Source organism: Campylobacter subantarcticus LMG 24377 (genome assembly GCF_000816305.1).
Classification (GTDB): Bacteria; Campylobacterota; Campylobacteria; order Campylobacterales; family Campylobacteraceae; genus Campylobacter_D; species Campylobacter_D subantarcticus.
Genome location: NZ_CP007773.1, coordinates 1,106,499 through 1,125,397 on the forward strand (window position 1 = coordinate 1,106,499; position 18,899 = coordinate 1,125,397).

17 protein-coding genes are annotated in these 18,899 nt (G+C 29.3%); 9 read left to right on the forward strand and 8 right to left on the reverse strand.

Translation table 11 applies throughout. The features are described from left to right. From icmH to tssJ, 3 genes are read right to left on the reverse strand one after another with little or no spacing between them, the layout of a single operon-like run. Positions 1–771 carry a type IVB secretion system protein IcmH/DotU gene (gene icmH, locus CSUB8523_RS05765; protein ID WP_039664028.1) on the reverse strand — a complete coding sequence of 257 codons (771 nt, stop codon included), beginning with the start codon at positions 769–771 and terminating at the stop codon, positions 1–3. A gap of 8 nt (positions 772–779) precedes the next feature. Further along, positions 780–2,180 (reverse strand): type VI secretion system baseplate subunit TssK, encoded by a 1,401-nt coding sequence (gene tssK, locus CSUB8523_RS05770; RefSeq protein ID WP_039664030.1) that lies wholly within the window; start codon positions 2,178–2,180, stop codon positions 780–782. A gap of 15 nt (positions 2,181–2,195) precedes the next feature. Further along, positions 2,196–2,636, reverse strand: coding sequence for a type VI secretion system lipoprotein TssJ (gene tssJ, locus CSUB8523_RS05775; RefSeq protein WP_039664032.1), 441 nt, complete (start codon positions 2,634–2,636; stop codon positions 2,196–2,198). 107 nt (positions 2,637–2,743) lie between these two features. Here tssJ and CSUB8523_RS05780 point away from each other — a divergent pair, with 107 nt between their 5' ends. From CSUB8523_RS05780 to CSUB8523_RS05815, 8 genes are all read left to right on the forward strand, one after another. Beyond that, positions 2,744–4,024 (forward strand): TssA family type VI secretion system protein, encoded by a 1,281-nt coding sequence (locus CSUB8523_RS05780; RefSeq protein WP_043019881.1) that lies wholly within the window; start codon positions 2,744–2,746, stop codon positions 4,022–4,024. 71 nt (positions 4,025–4,095) lie between these two features. Next, positions 4,096–4,581: a type VI secretion system contractile sheath small subunit gene (tssB, locus tag CSUB8523_RS05785; protein ID WP_039664036.1), complete on the forward strand. Its 486-nt coding sequence runs from the start codon at positions 4,096–4,098 to the stop codon at positions 4,579–4,581. 12 nt (positions 4,582–4,593) lie between these two features. Then, entirely contained in the window at positions 4,594–6,048 is a 1,455-nt protein-coding gene (gene tssC, locus CSUB8523_RS05790) for a type VI secretion system contractile sheath large subunit (RefSeq protein ID WP_043019882.1), read from the forward strand. A 2-nt stretch (positions 6,049–6,050) separates the two neighbouring features. Further along, entirely contained in the window at positions 6,051–6,443 is a 393-nt protein-coding gene (locus tag CSUB8523_RS05795; RefSeq protein ID WP_039664040.1) for a GPW/gp25 family protein, read from the forward strand. Further along, positions 6,443–8,170 carry a type VI secretion system baseplate subunit TssF gene (gene tssF, locus CSUB8523_RS05800; protein WP_043019883.1) on the forward strand — a complete coding sequence of 576 codons (1,728 nt, stop codon included), beginning with the start codon at positions 6,443–6,445 and terminating at the stop codon, positions 8,168–8,170. Before CSUB8523_RS05795 ends, tssF begins: the two co-directional genes overlap by 1 nt. After that, entirely contained in the window at positions 8,167–9,078 is a 912-nt protein-coding gene (locus CSUB8523_RS05805; RefSeq protein ID WP_043019884.1) for a type VI secretion system baseplate subunit TssG, read from the forward strand. Before tssF ends, CSUB8523_RS05805 begins: the two co-directional genes overlap by 4 nt. Positions 9,079–9,596: 518 nt before the next feature. Further along, positions 9,597–10,217: a LexA family transcriptional regulator gene (locus CSUB8523_RS05810; protein WP_043019885.1), complete on the forward strand. Its 621-nt coding sequence runs from the start codon at positions 9,597–9,599 to the stop codon at positions 10,215–10,217. Between the two features lie 40 nt (positions 10,218–10,257). Further along, positions 10,258–10,929: a hypothetical protein gene (locus CSUB8523_RS05815; RefSeq protein ID WP_235362549.1), complete on the forward strand. Its 672-nt coding sequence runs from the start codon at positions 10,258–10,260 to the stop codon at positions 10,927–10,929. Between the two features lie 639 nt (positions 10,930–11,568). On the opposite strand, the gene dnaE is transcribed toward CSUB8523_RS05815, so the two are convergent. Further along, the gene (dnaE, locus tag CSUB8523_RS05820; protein WP_039664049.1) at positions 11,569–15,162 is read right to left on the reverse strand and encodes a DNA polymerase III subunit alpha; all 3,594 of its coding nucleotides are present in this window, start codon (positions 15,160–15,162) and stop codon (positions 11,569–11,571) included. Positions 15,163–15,264: 102 nt separating this feature from the next. Here dnaE and CSUB8523_RS10570 point away from each other — a divergent pair, with 102 nt between their 5' ends. After that, complete coding sequence (locus CSUB8523_RS10570) at positions 15,265–15,504, forward strand: SelT/SelW/SelH family (seleno)protein (protein WP_257396702.1); 240 nt, start codon at positions 15,265–15,267, stop codon at positions 15,502–15,504. Between the two features lie 23 nt (positions 15,505–15,527). Here the strand turns inward: CSUB8523_RS10570 and CSUB8523_RS05825 are convergent, their stop codons facing one another. Genes CSUB8523_RS05825 through CSUB8523_RS05840 form a run of 4 tightly spaced genes read right to left on the reverse strand, consistent with a single transcriptional unit; the run spans position 15,528 to position 18,834 of the window. After that, positions 15,528–16,094: a 4-methyl-5(beta-hydroxyethyl)-thiazole monophosphate synthesis protein gene (locus tag CSUB8523_RS05825; RefSeq protein WP_043019886.1), complete on the reverse strand. Its 567-nt coding sequence runs from the start codon at positions 16,092–16,094 to the stop codon at positions 15,528–15,530. A gap of 10 nt (positions 16,095–16,104) precedes the next feature. Further along, positions 16,105–16,977, reverse strand: a complete 873-nt coding sequence (locus CSUB8523_RS05830) for an N-carbamoylputrescine amidohydrolase (class 11 nitrilase) (RefSeq protein ID WP_043019887.1) — start codon at positions 16,975–16,977, stop codon at positions 16,105–16,107. Further along, positions 16,952–17,860, reverse strand: coding sequence for a cation diffusion facilitator family transporter (locus CSUB8523_RS05835; protein WP_043019888.1), 909 nt, complete (start codon positions 17,858–17,860; stop codon positions 16,952–16,954). Before CSUB8523_RS05835 ends, CSUB8523_RS05830 begins: the two co-directional genes overlap by 26 nt. Beyond that, positions 17,857–18,834: an agmatine deiminase gene (locus CSUB8523_RS05840; RefSeq protein WP_043020410.1), complete on the reverse strand. Its 978-nt coding sequence runs from the start codon at positions 18,832–18,834 to the stop codon at positions 17,857–17,859. Before CSUB8523_RS05840 ends, CSUB8523_RS05835 begins: the two co-directional genes overlap by 4 nt. Positions 18,835–18,899 lie beyond the last annotated feature (65 nt).

Sequence of the window (18,899 nt, forward strand, 5' to 3'; positions counted from 1 at the left end):
TTATAACTTTTTTATATTTTCAATCAAACTACTAACGTTAGAGTCTATTTTGGTATTGTGAGTTTGCAAATCAAAAATAGCAAAAATAAAAAAAATCAAAATACACCCTATAGGCATAATAACTAACGCAAATTTCATAAATCTGCGTTGAAAATATTGCCAAAAATTCTCCTTATTTGCACCGCTATAAGCTTTTTCAAAAGCTGTTTTATCTGTTAAATTTATAAGCGGAGTTAACGCTGATGCTATATTATTACAAAGATAAATAATTTTTTCTTCGACATCCTTTTCATGAGAATACTTTCCCTTATATCCCAAAATCAAACACACGTATATAAATTCTAGAAAATCTTTGTTTTTAGATGGATTAGATAACCAAGAAAGCGCTATATCGTAAAAATTATCGCCACCTAAAGTCTCATCAAACAATCTAACCGTTAAGGTATGATTTGCCCACGAGCTATTAATAAATAAATCATTTTTCATTAAGCTTTCATCTATAAATACACATAAACAATATCTTAATTTTATAATATCTTTTTCATTATATTCTTTAAAAGTACTTAACTTTGAACTCCAAACCAAAATTTCATTTACAAGCTTTTCTTTAAGATTTTCTATATAAACAGCATCTAAAGAATGAACCTTAGATAATCTATAAACAAGCAAAAGAATTTCCAAGCAATTATCAACAACCTTGTTAATCTCTAAACCCTTCAAATCACTTTCTAATAGTAAAGATTTTTCTTTAAATTGCACTTCTTTTTGCATAATACTCCTTAAAATACAGCCCACATTTTTATATCAGGATTTTTAATATTTGTTGTCAAGTATAAGCTAATAACACTCTCATTTTTAAAGTGTTGAAATATTTCATCTTTCTTGTCTATCTTATAATAAATATAGCCATTTAAATATGGTATAGAAGAAGGAATGTTAGAAATTTGCTCTATGTTAATTCCTCGTAATTGTGTTGCTACTATGTTTTTTATTCTACTTTGCGTGTAAATTTTACTTTGGGTTTTAAAATTATACAATAAATACTCATGGTTTACATCTGCATTAACAGCTAAAAATAATTCAGCCTCTTCGATAATCGTAGGGTTATCAAACAACAAATCATAAAACCCATTGCCATTGTCAATCACCTGAGCCATAGTATATTTTGGAGAAGTTATTTTTGCAAACAAAATTCTAAGCTGATTAGTAAGCGGTAAAAATGTATTGGTTAAATTATCATGATTGTATGCTATAAAATCAGTAAAAGAATTTTCAGTACAAAAAGCATTTAGATCACCTTGAAAATCAATTAGTTTTTCATATAAAACTTCAGGATGTATTTTATCCTTATTGATTATATATGAAAAAATCAAATGCCACTTTTTCAAAAGATTAAGCGACAAATAAGTACTAAAATCTAATGTATTTTTAGTTTGATCTATACCTTTAAAAACTTCAGAAAGCACCTCTTTATGCTGTTTAATAGAATGAGAAATCTCCTCTAAAAACGACCTAATATATGAAGATTTGCTTAGATCTAAACAAGTAGGTATAAAATTTTCATCCAAGTCTATTTTTTTATTTAAATCAATACTTTTTATTTTTGCTATTGGAATTTCAAACTCATCTGGAGTTTTACTACCTAAAAATCCCAACTTCAGTCTTAAACTTGCCAAGGTAATATTCATTTTTTCTTGTGAAAAGGTAACATTATTATCTTCAAATTCATCTTCTAAATCAATATGCTTTAAAGCATCATTAGTGCTATCATCATATATCCTTGAAGCCACAACACTTCTTAAGCTAATATATTTTGAATTAGGTATGTTGTTGTGTAAAGAAATATCCGCTATAGAAGACAACCCCATAGGAATTTTTACAACAATAATAGAATTTGCCAAAGAATCATAATTTATTTCTAAAGGCTCTGGAAGATCGTCTTGCTCTGGAGCATTAAAAATGCTACCATCTTTAGCAATTCCTGAAATTCTTTTGAGTGCTATTTTTCCTTGCATTAGCATTTCATTGGAAAATTCTAAATCAATTATCCCATGCAAGTTGTTAAAGATTGAAATTGTTTTAAGATTAATATTTCGTTCAAAATATCGCTCCTGTTGTTCAAAGTGAATTTTATCGATATTAAGCCCATTAAACCAAGCTACTTTTAATTTATCCGCCATTGCAACTTCCTTAGATTAAATATTCCTAATACCATTTTTTGTTATTTCAAATTTTAGTGTTTTTTTGGTTCCAAACCCATTAGCATCATCTGTTTTTGCCCAAATTTTTGTTATTTTTTTGGTTTTATTTGCAAACAAAACCAAAATACCAATATATGGCACCTCTTCATCTACAACTTTAAATGCTATCACATTGTCTCTAGGCGCAATCTGCAATCTAATTGAATCAATTTTATCTTTTCCAAGTACAGCATCTTCTCTAGTGATTAACTCTAAATCACTAGCCTTGATAAATTTATTTATATTTTTTAACTGATATACAATAACAGTCAAAGGAACATCATCATTTCTGTTGTTTAAATTAGAATTTTTTACATTATCAATTTTTACACTAACAACACTAGAACAAGCACTTAAAAACATTCCAATAAACAATATAATTAATTTTTGTCTCATTTTTATCCTTTTTTGAAAGTATCAATAATACTTAATTAAATAACTATTATAATTTTTCTTTTTTTTATTATAATAAAAAAAACTTTCAATAGCGCTTAGGAGATAAAATGATTTTTTGCGATCATTATGAAGAAAATTTAGACAACTTAGAAATCTTCCATTTACTTGAAGAGGAAATGTCAAAATATAAAACACTAAATCATGAAAAAATACAATGGGATAAAGTGTATGAATATTCATTAGATATCCTACAAAACAACTCAATGGATATGAAAATTTTTGCTTATTTTTCTTTATCATGTTTTGCATTAAACAATGAAGAATGTTTTAAAGTATTTTTAGAAATAATAATTTTTACAGAAAAATTATTCCGAGAAAAACCTGAAAACATTAGCAAATTATCCGCGACATTATTAAATCAAAAAAGAAAATATAAACAAATTATCGAAAATTTCATTGGTGATTTTAACAAAACTTCACCAAAATGTTCATATGCCACAGCTAAAAACTTAAACGAATATTTTAAAAAGTTGCACGAAACTTTAAATTGTAGTTTCGCTAATCTTAACTTCAAAGAAGAAATAACTCAAGCCAAGCAACCACCTCTTAAATCTCCAGTAACACAAATAAATATCGATATAAAAAATACAAAGATATCCAACCTTAATGATAGAGAATATAGAAGTTTACTAAACAACCTAGCAATCGAATTACTAAAAAACGACATTGAAAACACTAGTGCTTATTCATTATTTGCAGAGGCAGCCTGGGGAAGATTAAAAACTCTTCCACCGCACTCAGATTTTATTACAAAAGTAAGATATCCTGATAAAAATTTAATAAAAATGTTACTTGATAAAACTACAAATGAATTAGAACAAATAAAATGCTTTATCAACAATCTTTCGCTTAATCCTTTTTGGATAGAAGGATTTAAAATATTTTGTGAATTTTTACAACATCACGAAAAAGAACAACCATTGAAAATTTTAGTTCTATTAACTAGTAATTTTATTCTCAAATTTAATGATATAACTAAATTAAGGTTTGATAACGGTGAATTGATGTGCAAAGAAGATACCTTTAACTATTTTGTAAAACAAAATCAAGATGTCAGCAAAAAAAATATCACTACACCCAACAAAAATAAAAAACAAAAAATAGAACAAATGCTCATTGACATCAACAATGAAAATTACAATAATTCTTTATTTTGCAATATAAATTCCCTAATAGCTATGGCGGAAGTTTTTGAAACCAATAACATGAAAAACAACGCAAAAATTATACATTCACAACTAATCGAATTAATGGAAAAAACTTTATTAAAAGACTATCTAAGCGATGAATATAATCACGCAAAAAACAAAATCAACAAAAAAACATAAACTTAGTTATTCTTTATTTAATTTTATGTATAATTTAAAAAATAAATTTTTAATTCAGAAAAGGAATAAAAATGTCTGATGGATCAAGTGCACCAAAAGAACGCATAAATATAACCTACAAAGCAAAAACAAATGGACAAAACGCGGAAATAGAGCTACCATTAAAACTCATGGTAATGGCTAATCTTACAGGAAAAAATGAGCAAAATTTAGAAGATAGAGAAATTGTCTCTATCAACAAAATAAATTTTAACCAGGTCATGCAAAAACTAAACATCAAAACTCAATTTAATGTCAAAAATACTCTAGGAGGAGGAGCTGAAGAGTTAGATGTTAACCTTAAAATATCCAGTATGAAAGATTTTTCACCTGACAGCATAGCACAACAAGTTCCAGAACTAAATAAACTAATACGCCTTAGAGAAGCCTTAATGGCATTAAAGGGACCTATGGGAAATATCCCGAATTTTAGAAAAGCTGTCTTAGAAGCTCTAAAAAATGAAAAAACCAAAGAACAGTTGCTTTTAGAAATTAAAAAAGAAAATAACGAAGAATAGAAGGAACATAATATGTCAAAAGATAAAGTAATTGATACTCCGATTATTGAAAGTATTATGGAAAAAAGTAAATATGCTAGAAATGATGAAAGTTATAGCATAGCAAAAAGAGGAGTGGCTGAATTTATTTCCGCGATAGTTGAAAGTGATAATGTAGAAGATAAAATCAATAAATTTGCACTTGATGAAATGATCGCTCATATTGATGATTTATTATCAAAACAAATGGATGAAATTTTACATAATGAAGATTTTCAAAAACTAGAATCAACTTGGAGAGGACTTTTCTTTTTAGTTGAAAGAACTGATTTTAATGAAAATATAAAAATCAATCTTTTCGATATTACAAAAGAAGAAGTTTTGGAGGATTTTGAAAATAACCCAGATATTACTCAAAGCGTAGTTTATAAAAATATTTATTCTTCAGAATATGGTCAATTCGGAGGAGAGCCTGTAGGTGCAATAATTGGCGACTATCAACTAAGCACTGCAAGTCCGGATATGACATTTTTAAATAAAATGTCAAGTATAGCAGCCATGAGTCACTCGCCATTTTTAACTTCTTTAGGACCTAAATTCTTTGGTTTAGAAAATTACTCAGAACTAGCTAATATTCAAGACCTACAAAGTCTTCTTGAAGGTCCACAATATACAAGGTGGAGAACTTTTAGAGAAAATGAAGACTCAAAATACACTGGATTAATGGTTACAAGATTTTTGACAAGATCTCCTTACGATAGTGAAGAAAATCCTATAAAAAGCTTTAATTATAAAGAAAACGTACACGCTTCTCACAACCACCTTTTATGGGGAAATTCAGCATATGCCTTTGCAACAAGACTTACAGAAAGTTTTGCGAAGTATAGATGGTGTGGTAGTATCATTGGACCAAAAAGCGGTGGAAGCGTAAAAGATCTTCCTACGTATTTTTATGAAAATTTTGGAAATTTAAAAGCAAAAATTCCTACTGAGGTACTCATTACAGATAGAAGAGAGTATGAGCTTGCAGAGAACGGATTTATAACCTTAACCTTAAGAAGAGATACCAATAATGCTGCATTTTTCTCAGCGAATTCTGCTCTAAAACCTAAAATTTTTCCAAATACACCTGAAGGAAAAGAAGCTGAAACAAACTACCGCTTAGGTACTCAATTGCCTTATGTCTTTTTGATTTCAAGATTAGCGCATTATTTAAAAGTATTACAAAGAGAAGAAATAGGAAGTTGGAAAGAAAGAAGCGATATAGAAAATGGCTTAAATGAATGGGTTAGACAGTACATTTCAGATCAAGAAAATCCACCTGCGGAAGTTAGAAGTAGAAGACCTTTTAGAGGAGCGCAAGTAAAAGTAGATAGTATACCAGGTGAACCTGGCTGGTATAAAATTGGACTAAGCGTTCGCCCGCATTTTAAATACATGGGTGGAAATTTTGAATTATCTTTAGTAGGTAAGCTAGATAAAGAATAACAATGTCTTTATTAGATAAAATTATTCATTCATTAGATGATCAATATAAAAATGTTCCTTTTTATCAAAATGAATTTCAAGAAATAAAAAATAGTATCCAAGTTTTGCTTAATGCAAAACTTGATGATTGTTTAAGTGTTAAAGACTTTGGACTATCCAATATAGAAAATTTAAATTTAAGCTCTACAGAACTTTGCATAAGCATGGCAAAAGAAATACACAAACTAATAAATAAATATGAAAAAAGGATTGTGGTTAATTCTATCACATATAACGACTCTTTAAAACCATGGCAACTTTCATTTTTACTAAGATGCGTTTTTTGCAATGATAGTTTTAAGGAATTTGCAATTGAAATTATATTTAAAAACAATCGCTACTGCGAGGTTGTCTAATGACACAAGATGATGTGTTTTATTATCAAAAAGAGATCGCTTACCTTAACCATACTCGAAAAATTTTTATTGATAAATTTCCTAAGTTAGCTCCATTTTTATCCTACGATAGTAAAGATCCAGACATCGAAAGAATTATTGAAAATTTAGCTATATTAACTTCTAAAATTCATCAAGAATTAGATCAAAATATACCCTACATCGCAGAATCATTAATCAATATTCTTTCTCCAAACTACACTAACATCTTGCCATCTATGTGTATGCAAGAATTTAAATTTAACGAAAATAGCAAACTCAATAAATTAATTATTCCTAAAAACAGTATAGTAAAATCCACACCTATAGAAAAATGCGAGTGTGAATTTAAAACAGTATATGATGTATATTTGTACCCACTAAACATAGAAAATGTATTTTTTGGTAGTGAAAAGCAATACCACACGATGAATATACAACTTAGAGTTAACAAAGAAGATTTAAACATCGCTGATTTGGATTTAGATAAACTGTGTATATACCTTGGAGATGATGTTTATACATCTTCCACACTACTTTTTTATATACACCAACACCTAGAAGAATTCAAAATTATATCCCATGATACAAATGAAGAATTTAAAATAAGTACATACAATATCAAAACCGTAGGTTTAACACCAAATGAAAGTTGTCTATTTTACAATGACTTAGGATTTGAATCTTTTTCTTTGCTAAGAGAATACTTTTTTTTGCCTGAAAAATTTAACTTTATTTCGATACAAGGCTTAGATGTTTTGCATGAGTGCAAAGGTAAACTAATCAGTATTTTTTTTAAATTCAACAAAACACTTCCTAAAAATTGTATTGTAAAAAATGAATTATTCTCACTATCAACAACACCAATCATTAATATTTTTGAAAAAACAGCAGAACCTATCATCAACAATCACTCAAAAAATGGATACAGAATTTTTATCGATAGAACAAATTTAAATGCATATGATATAGTTCAAATAAAACAAGTTAAAGCACATAATAGCGACAGTGGAAGTAGAATTTTAAAAAATTATAAAAATTTTGAACGTTTTGAATTTATGCAAAATAAAACTCAAGATTTTTACTACATTACAAATAAATCAAATTCCAAGCAAGATAGTTTCAAAGAAATATCTTTTTTTTCATCAAACAATACAAATGAAACAATCACAATAGATGTATTATGCTGTAATAAAAATTTACCAACCCATTTAAAAATAGGTGATATTAATCTTATACCTTTTTACAAAGATGCTGTCACAAAAAATGTTACCATTCCAACGCCGATTAAGCAAGTTAAGATCAATGGCGATCTTTTATGGAAATTAGTTTCTATTTTATCATTTAGCTATCAAACTCTTTTAACAAAAACATCTTTTTTTCAAGTTTTAGAAAGTTACAGCTTTCCTGATGATAAAACCTCTGAAGTAGTATGCCAACTACTTACCTCTTCAATTATTAACATTCAGTCAAAACCAAGCTACTTGATTGATGAATATATTACAAAAAAAGGAACTATGAGTATCATAAGTATAGATGATTCTAATTTTTATTCTTTGGGTGAAGTTTACAAGTTAGGATTGATAATTTCGGAATTTTTATCATCTTTTGTAAGCATTAATTCATTTTGTGAATTAAAAATTAAATGTATAAATTCAAAAGTTACTATACACTATCCTTTTAAAAAAGGAATTAAACCTATATTATGAACAATGCAAATTCTTATACCTTTTATAAACTTCTTAAAAAATTATTAAAAGAACATTCTAAAGAAGATATTTTTTTAAGAGTAAATAACGCCCTAATGCATCCTAACAAAGAAATCGAATATGTAAAATTCAGTAAAAATATTAACGATTTTCCCATTGAAATTATGATTAATTTTATGGGTTTGCAAGGCAACACATCGCAACTCCCTTCTTATATACTAGACAAACTCTCTAGGAATGAAGATGGTGGAGATGGGTGGAGTTTATTTTTTGATTTTTTTAATCACTATCTTCTTTGGATTTTTTTTGAAATTATCACCCTTAATAATTATCCAAAAAATTTTGATATTAATTTCAATGATAGGATTTCCAAAATACTATTTTCCATACTAGGTATCAACGATACAAAAATTGCAAAAAGGTACCTACCTTTTGCGCCATTACTGCTAAGCTCAAGGAGACCAAAAAGCTATATAGAAAAAATTTTACAAATCACTTTTAACCTACAAAATCAACTCGGTATTATAGAGAACATACCCCATCAAATTCATATAAGACATACACAACTAAATAAGTTAGGACAAAAAAATCATATTTTAGGAAAAAATTTAATTTTAGGAAAAAAATTTTTATCTTATCAAAATAAAATAGCTATTTATATACAAGATATACATTATGATGAAGCTTTAAAGTATTTTCCAAATGCAAAAAAACACAAAGAACTTAAAGAAAGTATTTTATTCTTAACTAATAATGAATTTTGTGTTGATTTATATCTTAAAATCATTTTCAACGAAAGAATGTTGTTTAATTTAGGAAATCACTCTCATTCTAAATTAGGTTGGGGTAAAATTTTAGGAAAAAAAACAAAAAATTACGAGATAATACACATAAAACTTCATGAATAATTATTGCTTTTATGTATTCTAACAACTAGGCGCTCTTTAGACTAGCAACTCTCATATCATACAAAGCAACCATAATTTAAAATTTATCAAACCTACTACTTCAACCTCACACTCATAATCATACTAGATAAAAAGATACTATCTTTATCAAAGCTTTTTAAGTTGTATTCTAGCTTTAAGTATCTTTTTTTATATATCTTTCATTAAAGTTGAGAGATTATAAGCTTAAACTCTCTAAGATATTTATAAGCTATATATTTACTTAAAGTTTAATAATCTAAGGCAATTGCTTATAATAGAATAAGTATTAATATCATTCAATAAAATTTGATTTTTTCACTTCTTCTTTAATAAAAAATTGATTATTTGTTTCAGCAAAACACATCCTTTAATTTGTAATTTTTATTTCAAATTGATATTTTTTAAGATACAATTTGTAAATAATTTTTCAAATTATAAGTAATTTTACTTAAAAAATCAAGTATTTTTACATAATATGTATTTTTAGGGTTTAAAACATGGAAGAAAAAGAGCAGTTACTTCAAGAAATGATAGATTTTTACAATGTTAAAGATAAATTCGAGTTAGCTGAATACTTAGGACTTTCAAGAGAATCGGCACATAATTGGCCTAGTAGAATAAGTGGAAAACAAATTTTAATTTATGAAAAAGATAAAAAAATTAAAAATTCAAGTAAAAATACTGAAAACAAGACTAAAAACGAAGATATTGTTTTAATTCCATTCTATAAAGATAATTCTGTTTCAGCTGGATTTGGTTCTAAAAATTATGAAGGATCGGTTCAATATATTCCTTTTAACAAGCAGGATTTAAGACTTATGTTTAATATTCAAGGGTTTTTAAAAATAGGTATTATTCCAGTAATAGGAGATAGTATGACACCTACTATCAAAGAAGGTGAAATGATAGTTTTTCAGGATGATGGCTCTATGATTGAAGGTGGAATTTATGTGATAGAATATCAAAGTGAGGTTTTCGTAAAAAGATTGAGAAAACGACCTTTATCTTTAATTAGTGATAATAAAGATTATCCACCTATTATCGTAGAAGAGAACGAAGAGATTAAAATTATAGGCAGAGTAGTTGGAACATATGATTTAAGTTATAGGAGGTTGTAAAATGAAATAAATAAAATTTATTTTAGGTTTAGGATTTTTATTGTTATCCGGATGTGGAAATAATGAATATGACGTAAGCACCAAAGTAGTAGATGTACAAGATGATATTCATAAGGAATATTATAACAAAACTTATTCTAATAATGTGACATTTTATACTAAAATGCAAAAGATTATTGATGAAAATATCAGATTAGGAAATACTATAATTGAAGCATCTGAAGATAATGTTGTAAAAATTAAAATTAATCCTATTCAATTTAAGGAGTGTGTTTTTTATGAAATATGGACAATAAAAAATCCACAAAATATTTCTTATGATATTCCAGCTGAAAGATGTCAAACTACATTTGTTTTGAATGATAATATAGAAAGTTTAAAATATAGTGACCCAAGCTATGTGATGGGAAATTTTAAAAATTTACAAAATGCGGAAAATATTTTGGCTGAAAATGTAATCAAAAAAGAGCTAGCTAAACCATTGCATGCAACAGATGTTAAAAGTTATAGATTTATAAACGGAAAATATCAAATTCTTGATAATGGCAAATATATTTATATTATTCAAACATTTAGTGCAAAAAGTTCTACCTTGGGTAATTATACTAAAAATGCTCATATTGTTTTAACAAATAAAGGAGAAATTGTAAAGGTAAAATTAAATCAAGACAAAGATTTTAATTTGGATTATATTAATTGGAATTCAATTTAAGTTTAAGCTTTATAGAAAAATAAAATCAGCATTTTTGTGTTGTTTTTATTTTTCCGCCGACATTATTTTTATATAAAAGTAAGTTTTAAGATGTTTTTTGCTGAATACAACTTATAAATTTGATTTTTTGCAATATTCACCAACTGCTATACATCTATTTTATCTATTGATTGCTACTAGTTTTTTATTATTCTTTACAAAGCACAAGTTTTATAAATACTTTATCTTTATCATCTCAAAAGACATCACTTGAAATGGTGTTTATTTTAACATACCATATTTTTGCTTACTTCATTTACAGCTTCTAAAACTAGCAAAAACTTCATCTATATTATTATCTCTCCACATTCGTGTTTTATTTTATCAGTATAAACAGAGTATAAAAGCAAATATTTAAGATAGCATAATGTAGAATTATAAATACCAAGATAAAGATGAAAATAAAAGAAAAGCACTCCGCCAAGCCTTGCTAGAATACTGCAAACTTGATACTTTAGCCATGGTAAAAATTTTAAAACATTTAGAAGAGCTTATTAGCTAATCCATAGCTTAAAGCTATGGATTAAAATTAGATTTTTAAAACCTCATATACATATTCAATATTATAATAAAAAAACCAAAATATACTAGCTGTTTATCTCAACCTTTACATTTTTGAGCTATCACATCCATAGCTTCTTGCGAAAGGACAAAATTTGTGTGATAAAGCAAGCAGCTACCCATATCAAGCACTTTTAGCACAAGCTTTTTGTTATTGGCATCTTTTGGGTTATGTCTTGTATTAGCTAGATCATAAATTTCATACACCATATCTTTGCTAAGTTTGTTAATATCAAGCTCTATGATATTTTCTTCAAATTTCATAGGCTCTTGCGTGAATTCTTCTTTATTCTCTTTTTTTGCAAAGCTTTTTCTTTTACTAAAAGATTTTAGCTCATTTTCTTTTGCTTCTTCTAAAGTATAAATTTCATTTAGACTAAAGCTTAAATCATTGTCATTGTTTTTATATCTTAGTAAAAAAGCAAAAGCCTCATCTTTACTTTCTTTGAAAATCGTTTCTACTTTTTCCACCTGAGCTTCAAAAACTATCATATCAAAAGAAGAGTAAAAGTCTAAAATCACAGCCTTAGCATATCTTTTACCACTTTTACTCATCATCGATTTAAAATCCTCAATCTTCCCTACCACCAAAAGCTCGCCCTCGCCTTTGAGTGTTTCAAAATCCATACTTTTAAAATACTCTATGCTTTCTATTTGACTTGCAAATTTATCCAAAGGATGACCTGATACATAAATTCCTAAAATTTCTTTTTCATATCCTAGTTTTTCCATTAGTTCAAATTCTATCTTGCTACCATGAAGCCCCACTTTGATATCTGCGGCTATTTCTTCTTCTCCAAAAAGTGAAGCAGTAGAGTTTCTTTTAACCTCAGCGATTTTCCTACTTGTTTCTGAAATAAGCTCAAGATTATCCACCAAACATTTTCTAGTATAGCCAAACTCATCAAAAGCACCTGATTTAGCTAAATTTTCTATGGTTTTTTTATTGATCTTAGTTGGATCAATCGAACTAATAAAATCATCAAAATCACTAAAGCCCTCTTCCTTGCGAATAGCCATGATATTTTCTATCGCGGGAATCCCCACACTTTTAATCGCTCCAAGCCCATAGATAATAGCTTCAGAACCATCTTCAAGCTTAGTTGCACTAAATTCTCTTTGGGCTTTGTTAATGCTTGGTGGCAAAAGTTTGATGTTCATTCTTTTCATCTCTTCAATGTATTTTGCGACCTTATCTACATTGCTTTCTTCACTTGTTAAAAGCGCAGCCATAAACTCACTTGGGTAATAAGTCTTTAAATACGCTGTTTGAAAGGTTATAAGTGCATAGGCAGCTGAGTGAGATTTATTAAAACCATACTCAGCAAATTTCAAAATAAGCTCAAACAAATCATCAGCCTTTTTCTCATCATAGCCTTGTTTTTTAGCTCCTTCTAGATACTCTGCTTTAAGATTATCCAAAATTTCTCTTTTTTTCTTACCCATAGCACGGCGCACATTATCAGCACCACCCAAAGAAAAACCACCAATTTTTTGCACTATTTGCATAACTTGCTCTTGATAAACTATAACCCCATAAGTATTTTCAAGTATAGGTTTTAAGTCTTCAAAGGCATAAGTTGCAGCCTTTCTACCATGTTTAATATCGATAAAATCATCCACCATTCCACTATCAAGTGGCCCTGGTCTATATAAAGCTAAAACCGCGATTAAATCCTCAAATCTCTCAGGCTTTAATCTAGCATTCAAACTTTGCATACCACCTGATTCTATTTGGAAAATACCCAAGGTATTACCACTTTGTATGGTTTTATAAACCTTAGGATCATTCATATCGATCTTTTCCCAAATCACATCTTTACCATAACGCTTTTTAACTAGCTTAATCGCATTATCAATTACCGTAAGAGTTTTTAAACCTAAAAAGTCAAATTTGATTAAATCTACATCTTCAAGATATTCTTTAGAATACTGTGTTACCAAATGACGCTCATCATTTTTGCTTTGTCTAAAAAGTGGAGCTTTATTCCACAAAGCTTCATTAGATATCACAACTCCGGCCGCATGCATACCTGCATTTCTATTTAAACCCTCTAATGCCTTAGCAAAATCCCAAACTTGACGTCCTTTTGGATGAGAATTTACAAATTCAGCAATTTTTGGCTCTTGCTCATAAGCTTTTTCCAAAGTGATTTTAAGCTCTTCAGGAACTAATTTTGCCAAAGCATCAGCATCAGGTATACTCATGTCACAAACCCTAGCCACATCACGAATCACCCCTTTTGCTAAAAGTTTACCAAAGGTAATGACTTGTGCAACCTTTTCAGCTCCATACTTATCGATCACATAATCAATCACTTCCCCTCTTCTATCTTGACAAAAATCCACATCAATATCAGGCATTGACACACGCTCAGGATTTAAAAATCTCTCAAAAAGAAGATTATAAGGTATAGGATCTAAATCTGTAATTTTCAAACAATACGAAACCAAGCTCCCCGCAGCACTCCCACGCCCTGGTCCCACTGGTATATCTTTTTCCTTAGCCGCAACGATAAAGTCATGAACAATAAGCATATAACCTGAAAATTTCATATTTTTAATAATACTAATTTCTAAATCAAGCCTATCTTTATACTCTTGATGCTTACTCTCATCGATAAATTGAAGTCTTTCTTCTAAGCCTTTTTTGCAAAGATACTCAAAAACTATATCATCATTATCAAAGCTAAATTCTTGATCTTCTTGCGCTAGATTTAAACTATATTTTTTTGCATATTCACGGGTAAATTTAAAATTTGGTGGAGTAGGATCGCCTAGTTTTAATTCTAAATTGCATTTACTAGCTATTTCTTGAGTATTTTCAATAGCTTCTGGAATATCAGCAAAAAGCTCACTCATTTGCTCTGGTGTTTTTACATAAAACTCATGCACCTCATGTCTTAAACGCCCTGGATCATCAAGCTTAACCCCCATAGCTATACACATAAATACTTCATGCGCAGCTGCTCTTTCTTTAAAAGTATAGTGCGTATCATTGGTTGCGATGATTTTTATATCAAGCTCTTTAGCAAGTTTAATGATAGAATCATCAATAAATTTTTGATCATCAATACCATGACGCATAATCTCAAGGTAAAAATCATCTCCAAAAACCTTTTTATACCAAAGTGCAGCTTCTTTTGCACCTTCATAACCTTTTGCACCAAATTTTAAATTTCTTTCATTTTTGGTATTTAAATGCCAATTAACCTCACCTTGCAAACATGCAGAAGAGCAAATTAAACCATCACTATGAGCTTCTAAAAGTTTTTTATTAATTCTTGGGTAATAATACAAACCATGTATATAGCTTTGTGAGCTTAAAAACATTAAATTTTTATAACCAATTTCATTTTTAGCAAATAAACAAATATGAAAACGCTGTCTTGAGCTTTTATCGCTTAAATCATCATGATTATGCAAATACGCTTCAAGTCCTATGATAGGCTTAATCCCTTCAGCTCTCATTGTTTTATAAAAATCAATAGCCCCAAACATATTTCCATGATCAGTCATAGCAACACTAGTTGCACCTTGTGCTTTTAGCGTTTTAGCAAGCTCTTTGAGTTTGTTTGCCCCATCAAGTAAAGAGTATTCAGTATGTAAATGCAAATGTGTAAATTGGCTCATCTTTTCCCTTAAGTTTTTTATTATTATAAAAAAAAACCTTAAATTTAAAACTTACAAGGAGAAAAAATGTATAATAGCTTACTTTCAAAAAAGGAGTAAAAAATGGAAGTGAAAATTTATTATTGTAATCTTTGAAATTACAAACCACAAGCTGCAAGGGTTGCAGAAGAAATACAAAATGAATTCAAAGATGCGCAAATTTCTACCATAGAAAAAGGTGGTGGGCATTTTATAGTAGAAGTAGATGGTAAAATCATTTACTCAAAAAAAGACTTATTTAACTGCGAAGTAGATAGATTTCCTCATGAGGGTGAAATCACTAAGCTTATGAAACAAATGTAAGCTAAACCCTCATTAGTGAGGGTTTATTTTGTTAAAGGAACAAGCATACCTTCATAAAGTTTTTGGTAAATTTCTTCTGAACACAAATGTTTAGTAAGCTCTAAACCAAACAAAATAGCCGTAGCAGGCCCAGCTGCTGTGATGACATTTTTATTAACTACAACTGCCTTGTTTACTCTAACACCTTCAATACCCACTTCACAACCAGGGTAGCAAGAAAACTCACCATCAATTACCCCTGCCTTAGCTAACACCATAGGCGAAGCACAAATAGCAGCTACAATTTTTTTCTTAGCATGCAAATCTTGTATGATTTTTATGATAGCTTGATTGTTTTTTAAATTCATCATACCTTTAAAGCCACCTGCAAGAGCAATTGCATCTAAATTTTCTTGATCAACACTAGCCAAACTTATGTCAGCTTTTATGCAAATTCCATTAGCTCCTTGCACCAAAAGTTCATCATCAAGCGAAGCAATAATTACTTCTAAATTTCCACTAGCTTCTCCTGCTCTTTTTAAAACATCAGCTATACCTATAAACTCAGCTTCTTCAAAACCTTTTGCCAAAGGTATTAAAACCTTTTTCATTTTTCCTCCTTTAGTCAATAAATCTTTTATTTAATTCGTGAAAATACTCTATGCGTCTATCGCGTAAAAACGGCCACCATCTGCGTACATTTTCACATCTTTGCATGTCAATTTCAACGATTTTATACAACTCTTGCTGATCATCAGCTCTAAAAAGCTCTTCGCCTTGTGGACCAAAAACAAAAGAATTTCCCCAAAATCTTATACCATCTTCCACACCGCTTTCATCTTTTTCAAAACCTACTCTATTTACAGCCACCACAGGCAAGCCATTAGCTATGGCATGACCTCTTTGCACACCTACCCAAGCTTCAAGCTGTCTTTGTTTTTCTTCTTTTGCATCTTTATCAAACCAACCAATAGCAGTAGGATAAATCAAAATTTGTGCTCCTTTTAAAGCCATTAACCTAGCAGCTTCAGGGTACCATTGATCCCAACACACCAAAACTCCAAGCTTTCCAATGCTTGTTTGTATAGGTTCAAAACCCAAATCGCCTGGGGTAAAATAGAATTTTTCATAAAAGCAAGGATCATCAGGAATGTGCATTTTGCGGTATTTTCCTGCTAATGTTCCATCTTTTTCAAACACTACGCTTGTGTTATGGTAAAGCCCTGTACTTCTTTTTTCAAATAAAGAAGTCACTAAAACAATCTTATTGTCTTTTGCTACATTAGACCAAAACTTAACATCTTCTTCCCAGTCATTAGCCAAATCAAAAAAGTTTGTATTTTCACTTTGACAAAAATACTGCGTTTGGTGTAATTCTTGCAAAACTACTAGTTGTGCCCCATCTTGCGCAGCAAACTTGATTAGCTCGCAAGTTTTTTCTATAGTTTTTTCTTTATTTCCTTTAAATTCATGCTGGATAAGTGCTAATTTCATTTTTATTCCTTTCTTCTTCTGAATCATCATATGGATCTAAATGTATATGGATATTCCAAAATTCATCTTTAAAATATTCTCTTATAGCATCTTCGATTTCATCTCCTATTTCATGTGCTTTCAAAAGCGATATTGTAGGCTCAAAAACTAAATGCACACTAACATAAAGCATATCAGGGCTTTTTCTAGTTTTTAAATGATGAAAGCTTTTGACTTCTTTATTTTCTTGAATGATTTCTTTGATTTTCTCCACTTGTTCTTTTGCAATTGCAACATCTAATAAAATTTGAGAACTCTCTTTGATAATCTTCAAGGCTGAAAAAATCGTATATAAACTAATAGCTATACCAAATAAACCATCAATAAAATGATAATTTGTAAAAGCTATGATAATTAATGCCAAAAGTGTTAGCGCATTGGTTAAAAAGTCTATTTTATAATGCAAACTGTCAGCTTTTATGATTAAACTTTTGGTTTTTTTAGCCACATAATTTAAAAAAATAACCAAACACAGAGTAACTACCATAGCAAAAGCCATGACAAAAATTCCAAGATCAAGCTTTTCGACACTTTCTTGGTTGTGAATTTTTAAAACACTTTCGTAAAATATATAAACCCCAATAGCACTAATCACAAGTCCTTCAAAAAGCCCCATCAATGCTTCAATTTTGCTAAAACCAAAGTTATATTCTTTGCTTGATCCTTGTGAACTTTTTTTCAAAGCCAAATAATTTAAACCTGAAATCACACAATCAAGCAAAGAATCAATCGCACTAGAAAGCACCGCAACAGAACCAGATGCCAAACCTACTGCAAATTTAACAATAGCTAAAAAGATAGCGCAAACACTCGCGATAATAGTTGCGCTTTTTTGCAAATTCATCTTTGCCCTTCATAGCGGTTTTGACAAGAACAGTGCAAAGAACCATTTTGTCTTAAAAACACTCTTGCATCTACTCCCACTACTTTTCTATCCTTGCATTTTTCTTGCAATCTCTCAATCACTAAAGCATCATTTTCATCATGATATATTGGCACAATCAAACCACCGTTAACAAAAACAAAATTAGCATAAGTTGCCCCAAGTCTTTTTCCTTCAAAATACAAAGCCTTAGGTAAAGGTAATTCTAAAAGATCAAATCCTGTTTTTTTCAGCTCATCTTCCATAGCCTTTAAAGGTGCATAATGCTCATCATTTTCATCTTTACACACACAATAAGCAATGGTGTTTTCATCTACAAATCTTGCCAAAGTATCAATATGATGATCGGTATCATCGCCTTTAATATAACCATGATTTAACCAAATCATTTGCTTTAAACCAAAAATTTCTTTTAATTTAGCTTCAATTTGCGCTTGATCAAAAGTAGAATTTCGGTTTTCATTTAGCAAACAAGCACTAGTTGTAAGCATTACTCCCTTACCATTAAAATCAACACTTCCGCCTTCTAAAATAAAATCAATTTTTTCCAATTTTCCTGATAATTTTTGTGCAAAAAGCTTTGAATTGACTGCATTATCTAAAGCACTTTGGAATTTATCTCCCCAAGCATTAAAAGTAAAATCAAGCGCCAAAAGCTTCTCTCCTTCTCGCACATCAATCGCACCAAAATCTCTAATCCAAGTATCATTAGTATCACACTTGAAAAAATCAACATTATCAATATGCTGAAATCTTTGAAAATCTTCATCACCAGGCGCTATAAGTAAAACTTTTTGAAAATTAGCCACTGTTTTAACAAATTCTTCATAACTTTGTAAAATTTCTTCCAAATAAGGCGCCCAATCGCTATTTTTATGAGGCAAGGAAATTAAAAGCAATTCTTGTTTTTCCCATTCTGCTATACTTTTTCTCATTTTTATGCCCTTTTTGATAATTAAAAAAAGTATTTTAACATTTTTAAAAAAGTATTTTAACATTT

Bases quoted from the DNA above. Each gene is read 5' to 3' on its own strand.
- icmH (WP_039664028.1), bottom strand. From the start codon at position 771: ATGCAAAAAGAAGTGCAATTTAAAGAAAAATCTTTACTATTAGAAAGT.
- CSUB8523_RS05830 (WP_043019887.1), bottom strand. From the start codon at position 16,977: ATGAAATTAGCACTTATCCAGCATGAATTTAAAGGAAATAAAGAAAAA.
- CSUB8523_RS05810 (WP_043019885.1), top strand. From the start codon at position 9,597: ATGGAAGAAAAAGAGCAGTTACTTCAAGAAATGATAGATTTTTACAAT.
- CSUB8523_RS05835 (WP_043019888.1), bottom strand. From the start codon at position 17,860: ATGAATTTGCAAAAAAGCGCAACTATTATCGCGAGTGTTTGCGCTATC.
- CSUB8523_RS05795 (WP_039664040.1), top strand. From the start codon at position 6,051: ATGTCTTTATTAGATAAAATTATTCATTCATTAGATGATCAATATAAA.
- CSUB8523_RS05780 (WP_043019881.1), top strand. From the start codon at position 2,744: ATGATTTTTTGCGATCATTATGAAGAAAATTTAGACAACTTAGAAATC.
- CSUB8523_RS05805 (WP_043019884.1), top strand. From the start codon at position 8,167: ATGAACAATGCAAATTCTTATACCTTTTATAAACTTCTTAAAAAATTA.
- CSUB8523_RS05840 (WP_043020410.1), bottom strand. From the start codon at position 18,834: ATGAGAAAAAGTATAGCAGAATGGGAAAAACAAGAATTGCTTTTAATT.
- tssB (WP_039664036.1), top strand. From the start codon at position 4,096: ATGTCTGATGGATCAAGTGCACCAAAAGAACGCATAAATATAACCTAC.
- tssJ (WP_039664032.1), bottom strand. From the start codon at position 2,636: ATGAGACAAAAATTAATTATATTGTTTATTGGAATGTTTTTAAGTGCT.
- tssC (WP_043019882.1), top strand. From the start codon at position 4,594: ATGTCAAAAGATAAAGTAATTGATACTCCGATTATTGAAAGTATTATG.
- tssK (WP_039664030.1), bottom strand. From the start codon at position 2,180: ATGGCGGATAAATTAAAAGTAGCTTGGTTTAATGGGCTTAATATCGAT.
- tssF (WP_043019883.1), top strand. From the start codon at position 6,443: ATGACACAAGATGATGTGTTTTATTATCAAAAAGAGATCGCTTACCTT.
- CSUB8523_RS05825 (WP_043019886.1), bottom strand. From the start codon at position 16,094: ATGAAAAAGGTTTTAATACCTTTGGCAAAAGGTTTTGAAGAAGCTGAG.
- dnaE (WP_039664049.1), bottom strand. From the start codon at position 15,162: ATGAGCCAATTTACACATTTGCATTTACATACTGAATACTCTTTACTT.